Source organism: Rubrivivax gelatinosus (assembly GCF_016583785.1).
Classification (GTDB): Bacteria; Pseudomonadota; Gammaproteobacteria; order Burkholderiales; family Burkholderiaceae_C; genus Rubrivivax; species Rubrivivax gelatinosus_B.
This window is the reverse complement of the sequence record NZ_NRRU01000161.1, coordinates 1-7,049: the sequence shown is the minus strand read 5'-3', so window position 1 is coordinate 7,049 and position 7,049 is coordinate 1. Positions and strand designations below refer to the sequence as shown.

Annotated in this window: 6 protein-coding genes; 1 reads left to right on the top strand and 5 read right to left on the bottom strand. The window is 75.4% G+C overall.

Translation table 11 applies throughout. The annotated features are described in order from the left end of the window. The coding region (ku, locus tag CKO43_RS24340) for a non-homologous end joining protein Ku (RefSeq protein WP_200380279.1) at window positions 1-899 on the bottom strand (899 nt) is incomplete at its 3' end. A gap of 154 nt (window positions 900-1,053) precedes the next feature. Here ku and CKO43_RS24335 point away from each other — a divergent pair. Continuing rightward, complete coding sequence (locus tag CKO43_RS24335) at window positions 1,054-1,365, top strand: hypothetical protein (RefSeq protein WP_200230052.1); 312 nt, start codon at window positions 1,054-1,056, stop codon at window positions 1,363-1,365. A gap of 3 nt (window positions 1,366-1,368) precedes the next feature. Here CKO43_RS24335 and CKO43_RS24330 read toward each other — a convergent pair whose 3' ends face one another. From CKO43_RS24330 to recD, 4 genes are all read right to left on the bottom strand, one after another. Further along, a complete protein-coding gene (locus CKO43_RS24330; RefSeq protein ID WP_200380278.1) occupies window positions 1,369-2,328 on the bottom strand; it encodes a hypothetical protein in 960 nt (319 codons plus the stop codon). A gap of 315 nt (window positions 2,329-2,643) precedes the next feature. Then, window positions 2,644-4,383, bottom strand: coding sequence for an ATP-binding protein (locus CKO43_RS24325; RefSeq protein WP_200380277.1), 1,740 nt, complete (start codon window positions 4,381-4,383; stop codon window positions 2,644-2,646). Beyond that, the gene (locus tag CKO43_RS24320; protein WP_200380276.1) at window positions 4,380-5,486 is read right to left on the bottom strand and encodes a metallophosphoesterase family protein; all 1,107 of its coding nucleotides are present in this window, start codon (window positions 5,484-5,486) and stop codon (window positions 4,380-4,382) included. The genes CKO43_RS24325 and CKO43_RS24320 overlap by 4 nt, the downstream gene beginning before the upstream one ends. Continuing rightward, window positions 5,483-7,049, bottom strand: a 1,567-nt coding sequence (recD, locus tag CKO43_RS24315; protein ID WP_200380275.1) for an exodeoxyribonuclease V subunit alpha, incomplete at its 5' end; no start/stop codon positions are given. The genes recD and CKO43_RS24320, both read right to left, overlap by 4 nt.

Here is a 7,049-nt window from a genome sequence, read left to right as displayed (position 1 = left end):
GTGCGCGCCGGGGCGGGCGCGGTCTTGGCCGCGGCGCGCCGGGCCGGCTTCGCAGCCGGGCCGTCGGCGGCGCGTTTTTTCGCCACCGCCTTGCCCGCGGTCTTGGCCGCCGGGCCGTCGCGCCGCCCCAGGCTGGCGCGCAGCGCTTCCACCAGGTCGATGATCTGGGCGCCGCCTTCGGGCTGGCCGTCGCGCGGTCTGGTCGCGACGACCTCGCGGCCGGCGATCTTGCGTTCGATCGCCGCCTGCACCCGTTCACGCTCCTCGTCGTGGAACTGCGCCGGGTCGTACTCGTCCTGCGAGATCTGGCCGATGAGTTGCAGCGCCAGCTGCAGCTCGGCCTTGGACACCTCGACCTTGGCGATGCCGAGCTCGGCCGGGCGGCGCACCTCGTCGGCGTAGAACAGCTGCTGCAGCACCAGGCCGTCGTCCAGCGGCCGCACCTGCACCACGCTCTGCTTGCCGCGGAAAGTCCAGCGCGCCAGCGCGCAGCGGCCGCTGTCCTGCATCGCTGCACGCAGCAGCGCATAGGGCTTGGCGCCGCGTTTGTCGGGGGCCAGCAGCCAGGCCTTGTCGTGATAGAGCAGGTCGACGGCGTCCGCCGGCACGAAGGCGACGATGTCGATCGCCTGCTCGGCGGTCTCGTCCAGCGCCTTCAGCTCGTCGGGCGTGAAGACCACGAAACGGTCGGCCTCGAACTCGTAGCCCTTGACCAGCTCGGCGCGTTCGACCGGGCGCCCGCTCTTGTCCGACACGTACTGCTGGCGCACGCGCGAGCCGTCGGGCGCCAGCAGGTGCATGCGCAGGCCGGCGGCGTTTTCGGCCGCCGAATACAGCTTCACCGGGATGCTGACGAGGCCGAAGCCGAGCGACAGCGACGCGATCGGGCGGGCAGGCATGCGGCAGGACCTCCGTCGACATGGCGCGCACGCGCCGTGGCCGCAGCCTAACCAGCAGCACCGCCCCCGGTGCAATGGCCCGTCCGGCGGCAGGGGCGCAGGCGGAACGCCGGTTGCCGGCCGTCAGGCCTACCCACGGCCACAGGAGCCCGAGATGAAGACGATCACCACCACGCTGGCGTTGGCGGCACTCGTGCTGGCGGCGAGCGGCGCCGCCGCCCAGACCACGCCGGACCAGCGCCAGGGCAGCGAGACCACGCCGTCGTCGCTGCCGCCGGGCGCGACGTCCAGCGATGGCAACAAGGCCGCGGTGCCGGCCAGCGGCGCGGCCGACGGCATGTCCGGCACCGGCACGATGCCGGCGGACCCGGCCACCGGCTCGACCCCCGGCCTGCCGCCCGGCGCCCGCAGCGACCGGGCCGACAAGGCGATGACGCCGGCTTCGAACCCGGCGACCGGGCGCTGAGGTTCAGGCGCGTGCGGCGCGCGCCGCACGCCGCCAGTCGGCCGCGCCCGAACGCCGCGGCAGCGGCGGGATCTCGAAACGCGGCATCTCCTGCACGCAGAAGCTCAGCGCCAGCACCAGCGTCGGCAGGTGGTAGAGCACGAACCACAGCCCGGGCTCGCGCCGGTCGTCGCCGCCGTGCGGCATCAGCGCCACCGTCGCCACCAGCGCGACCGCGGTCAGCGACGGGATCGCACGCCGGAACACCGCCACCCAGCGCGCGCGCTGCAGGCGCTCGTGGTACTGCGCCGGCGTCTCGGCCAGCGTGCGCGCCAGGTGCGCCGCGGCCAGGTCGAGCGCGGCTTCGGCGCGCCGTGAACGCTGGGCGATGCTGCCCGGCACGCGCAGCCGGCTTTCCCAGCCGCCGGGTTTGCGCTGCATCGGCGCCCAGTTCCAGCCCAGCACCGCGAGCAGGTCTTCGGGCAGCTCGAGCTCGGCGCCGCCGGTGGCCGCCAGCGTCAGCTCGGCCGACATGCGCCGCACCGCCGGCAGCGCGAGTTTGAGCGTCAGGCCGCCGTCTATGCGCGCGACACCGCGCTCCAGCACCAGGCCGTCCTCGCCGTCGCCGTCGACCGCGTAATCGCGCGCCACGGTCCAGCCTTCGCCGCGGCTGAAGGCGCGCTGCGGCGCGACGGCCGCGAGCCGGTCGTACAGCGCCCCGGCGTCGCTGCCGGCGGCTTCGAGCCGGGCCTGGGCGCCGGCCATCGTCAGCACGCGGGCGAGGCGGAAACGCCCTTCGGCCGAGCAGTCCAGCTCCAGCACGTCAACGATCGCCGGCAGCGCGCCGGCGGCGTGTTCGAGCGGGCGGAAGACGAGGCGGCGCGCGAGGCGGTCGCTGGCCGCCAGGTCGACGCGGCAGCCGCGGCGCGACAGCGGCGCGACCAGCGCCAGGATCTCGTGGTGGGAAAGCGGGGGCAGCGACATCGGCCGCGAGCATCGCCGAAAGCGCGCCGCAGCGCGCGCCGTGGCGTCAAAGGCGCAGGGCTCGTGGTGTGCCGCCACCCTCACCCTGGCCCTCTCCCGCGGGCGGGAGAGGGGACGTCGGGTGCGTGCCGGCGGGGCCGGGCTGCGGGCGTGGTGCGCCCCTTGTGGACTGCACCGCCGCTGGGGCCTGCTCCCTCTCCCGCAGGTGCGGGAGAGGGCTGGGGTGAGGGCTCGTGGTGTGCCGCCACCCTCACCCTGGCCCTCTCCCGCGGGCGGGAGAGGGGACGTCGGGTGCGTGCCGGCGCGGCCGCGGCCTCAGCCGTCGGTGTCCAGCCGCCGCACCGGCACGCCCATGTCGCGCCACTGCGCCGGGTGGCAGCTGAAGACCAGCAGCTGGTGGCGCTGCGCGGCGTCGAAGACGATGCGTTTCATGCGCTCCAGGCGCTCGGTGTCGGTGTGCACCAGCGCGTCGTCCAGGATCACCAGCGTCGGCCGCCCGGCTTCGCGCAGCAGGTCGGCGTAGGCCAGGCGGCAGACCAGGCCCAGTTGCTCGCGCGCGCCGAAGGACAGGGTCTCGAAGGCGCCGCGCTCCTCGCCGCGTAACCCGGGCCGCGCCAGCACCTCGGGGCGCAGGCTCTCGCCGACCTCCAGCCGCCCGGCCGGGAACAGCAGCGAGGCGTAGTGGTCCAGGTGCTTCTGCAGCGGTGCCTGCAGGCGCCGTGTCAGCGCCTGGCGCCGGCCCTCCAGCTTCGTCAGCAGCAGGTCCAGCGCGGCGGCGCGGCGCTGCAGCTCGTCGCGTCGGCGCGCGGCGTGTTCGGCCGTGGCGTGTTCGCCGGCGAGCTGCTCGTCCAGGCCTTGCGCGCCGACGGCGGCGAGTTCGGCGGTCAGGCGCGCGACCTCGAGTTCGCGTGCGCGGTGGGCGCGTTCGGCCTCGTCGGCGCTGCGGCGCAGGCGTTCGACGTCCTGGCGCAGGATGTCCAGGCGCGCCGCGGCGATGCGCGTCTGCACCGCCTCCAGCCGGGCCTGCGCCGCGGCCTGCTGCGCCTGCGCGTCGGCGAGCGCGAGCTGCTGTCGGCGCTGGGCCTCGGCGCCGGTGGCGGCTTCGTGCCGGCGCTGGGCGGCGGCGCGCGTGGCTTCGCGTGTCGCCAGTTCCTGCTGGCGCTTGCCATCGTCGGCGATCTGCTGGCGCAGCAGCCCGGCCAGCCCGTCGGCCTGGCGCAGCGTGGCGGCCGCCGCGTCGTGTTCGCGCTGCAGGCCCTCGGCAGTGGCGAGTGCGGTCTCGGCCTGGGCGAGCTGCTGGCGCAGCGCCAACCACGGCGCTTCCCGGGTTTCGGCCTCGTGTTCGTCGCGTTGGCGTTTGAGCCTGTCGACCCGCTCGGCGTGGCCATGCACCGCGGCTTCGATCTCGGCGACACGCTCGGCGCTCTCCTCGGCGGCCCGCTGGGCCTCGGCGAGGGGGCCGGTCGGCCGGCCGGTGGCGGTCAGCAGTTCGCGGCGCAGCAGGCGCACACGGTCCAGCACCTCGTCGCCGCCGGTGGCCGCGACTTCGCCGAGCGAGGCGTTCAGCGCCCGCTGCAGGTGGGCCGCGGCGTGTTCCACCGGCTCGGCGATGGCCTGCGTCGTGCCCTGCTCGACCCACAGCAGCCCGGGGATGCCCCAGTGTTTCTGGCCGCTGGCGCCCTTGAGCGCGTACTCGAAGCCCAGCAACTCGGCCAGGTGGTCCTCGGCCTCGGCGCCTTCCCAGCGCCGCGCGCCGGCGACGAGTTCGCAGCGTTTCTTCTGCAGAAAGCTCTTCACCAGGCGGTAGTCGCTGCCGCCGAGCGTGAAGTCGAGCTCGACGGTCGGCGCCGCGGCCGAGTCGCCCCAGGACCGCAGGTCTTCGGCGCCGCTGGAGCGGTGGCGCTCGAAGAAGGCGGCGCGGATGGCGCGCACCAGCGTGCTCTTGCCGCTCTCGTTGGGCGCGGCAAAGACGTTCAGGCCCGGCGCCAGGCCGCTGATCTCGAAAGGTTCGCGGAAACGCCGCAGCTCGGCGACACGCAGCCGGGTGATCTTCATGCTGCGGCCTCCTCGCGCCCGGCCAGCAGGCCGGCGAGCAGCGCCAGCGCTTCCTGTTCGACCGGCCCGTCGGCCTCGCGCAACTCGGCCAGCACCTCGCCGAGGTAGCCGTCGGCGTGCAGCGCGGCCAGGTCCTCGGCGGTGGGCGCCAGACGCAGGCCGCCGCGCTCGCAGCGCAGCGCGCGCACCCGCGCTTCGGCGGCGGCGACGGCTTCGTCCAGGCGCGCGCGGCCCGCCAGGTCCAGCGTGCCGGCGAGCGCGAGCTGCAGCACCTCGTCGGCGCCGCAGGCGGCGAGTTCGGCGACCAGCGCCTCGACGTCGGACGGCACGGCCAGCCGGCGCTCCAGCGTGCGCCAGCGGTGGCGGCCCAGCGGCAGCGCCTGGACCTCGGGCACGGCGCCGGGGCCGGCGAGGCGAACGCGCAGCACCTGGCCGGCGCCGTTGTCCTTGAAACGGTCCTGCTCGGGCGTGCCGGCGTACCAGCAGCGCTCTCCGATGCGTTTGGCGCCGTGCCAGTCGCCCAGCGCCAGATAGTCCAGGCGCGCACGCTCGGCGCGGTCGGGCGCGATCGGGTTGGCCGAGTCGATGTCCTCGGCCAGCAGGCCTTGCACCGCGCCGTGCGCCAGCCCCAGCCGCAGCCAGCCTTCTGGCGTGGCCCAGCCGTCGAAGGCCTCGGTGAGGTCGGTGTAGGTGTGGCGCTGGGTCAGCGGCGCGCAGAGCACCGCGGCGCGCTGCTCGGGCAGTTCGACGACGCCGGGCTGCAGCGCCAGCTTCACGTTGGCCGGCACGACACCCATGCGCAGCGCGTGGCGCCACACGCCTTCGGCCAGCGCCGCGTCGTGGTTGCCCGGGATCAGCACCCAGGGGCCGGCGAAGGGCGCCATCGCGTTGAACATGCGGCGGATCGTTCGCGCCGAGACACCTTGCGCGTCGAAGACGTCGCCGGCGACGAGCACCGCGTCGGCCTGCTCGTCGGCGGCCAGATGCGCGATGCGTTCGACGGCGGCAAAACGCGCGTCGGCCAGCGCCGCCGCGTCCTCGGGTTCGAAGCCGCCGTACTGGCGGCCGATCTGCCAGTCGGCGGTGTGGATCAGCGTCGTCATGTGGTGGGAGTTTCGTGCAGCCGCGCCGCCAGCCCGGAGCGGCGGCGGGTCGGCGAGCGGATCGCGGCGGCCAGCACCTCGGCCGGGCCGGCGACGGCGACGGCGTCGCGCGCCCGCGTCAGGCCGGTGTAGAGCAGCTCGCGTGTCAGCACCCGGCTCGGGCGCTCCGGCAGCAGCAGCAGCACCTGCTCGAACTCCGAGCCCTGCGATTGGTGCACCGTCATGCCGAAAGCGGTGTCGTGCGGCGGCAGCCGCGCCGGTGCGATGCGGCGCCAGCCGCCGCCGGGCGCGGGGAAGACGACCGCGAGCTCGCCGGCGGCGTCGGGCAGCGTGATGCCGATGTCGCCGTTGAAGAGCTTGAGCACATAGTCGTTGCGCCGCACCATCACCGGCCGGCCGACGAACCAGGGGCCGGCCGGCTGGCCCAGCGCCTGGCGCAGCAGGGTGCCGAGCTGCTGGTTGACCGCGGCGACACCGCGGCCGCCGTCGCGTGTCGCGCAGAGCACGCGGAAACGTTCGAAGGCGCGTGTCACCGCAGCCGCGTCCTGGGGGTCGGCGCGCAGCGCCTGGACGTAGGGCGCGACGCCGGCGGCGATGGCCGCGCGCACCGCTTCGCCGGGCTCGCGGCCGGCCTCGTCGTGCCAGCGCACCGAAGCGTCGCCGCCGGCGCGCAGCCAGGCCAGCGCCTCGTCGCCGCGGCCACCGTTGACCAGCGTCGCGAGCCGGCCGATGCCGGAGTCGGCGGCGAAGCGGAAGTTGCGTGTGAACCAGATGACCGTGTCGGGCAGTACCGCGGCGCGGCTGGGCGGCGGCTGCAGCGCCTCGGGCGCGACGCCGCAGGCGGCGGCGAGTTCGGCGCGGCAATCGGGTGTCAGCGAGGGGTCGGCGCTGAGTTCGGCGAAGACGGCGCCGCTCTCGACTGCGGCCAGCTGATCCTTGTCGCCCAGCAGCACGATGCGCGCGCCGGGCGGCACCGCGTCGAGCAGGCGCCGCGCCAGCGCCAGGTCCAGCATCGAGGCTTCGTCGACGATCAGCGCGTCCAGCGCCAGCGGCCGGGTGGCGTCGTGGAAAAAGCCCTCGGGGCCGGCACGCAGCAGCCGGTGCACGGTGCTCGCTTCCTGCGGCAGCCGCGCCTGGATGTCCGCGGGCAGCGAGGCGGCGCGCTGGCGGATCGCGTCGGTGAGCCGCGCCGCGGCCTTGCCGGTGGGTGCGGCCAGCGCGATGCGGCAGCCGGGGTCTGCCGCCAGCAGACAGGCCAGCAGCGCGACCACCGTCGTCGTCTTGCCGGTGCCGGGGCCGCCGCTGACGACGGCCAGGCGCTGGCGCAGCGCCAGCGCGGCGGCGGCACGCTGCCAGTCGGGTGCGCCGTCGGCCGAGACGTTGGCGGCGAAGAGTTCGGCCAGGCGCGCTGTCATCGCCGCGTCCAGGCCGCCGGCCGGCCGTGCCGCCTCTTTCAGGCGTGCGGCCAGGCGGCGTTCGTGGTCGAACTCGCGCTGCAGGTAGAGCCGGCCGTCGGCCTGGACGCGGCGATGACAGCGCGCCTGGCCGAACTCTTCGCCGCCA

What these genes read in the sequence shown, in the direction of transcription:
- CKO43_RS24325 (WP_200380277.1), bottom strand. Translation starts at nt 4,383, where the DNA reads ATGAAGATCACCCGGCTGCGTGTCGCCGAGCTGCGGCGTTTCCGCGAA.
- CKO43_RS24335 (WP_200230052.1), top strand. Translation starts at nt 1,054, where the DNA reads ATGAAGACGATCACCACCACGCTGGCGTTGGCGGCACTCGTGCTGGCG.
- CKO43_RS24330 (WP_200380278.1), bottom strand. Translation starts at nt 2,328, where the DNA reads ATGTCGCTGCCCCCGCTTTCCCACCACGAGATCCTGGCGCTGGTCGCG.
- CKO43_RS24320 (WP_200380276.1), bottom strand. Translation starts at nt 5,486, where the DNA reads ATGACGACGCTGATCCACACCGCCGACTGGCAGATCGGCCGCCAGTAC.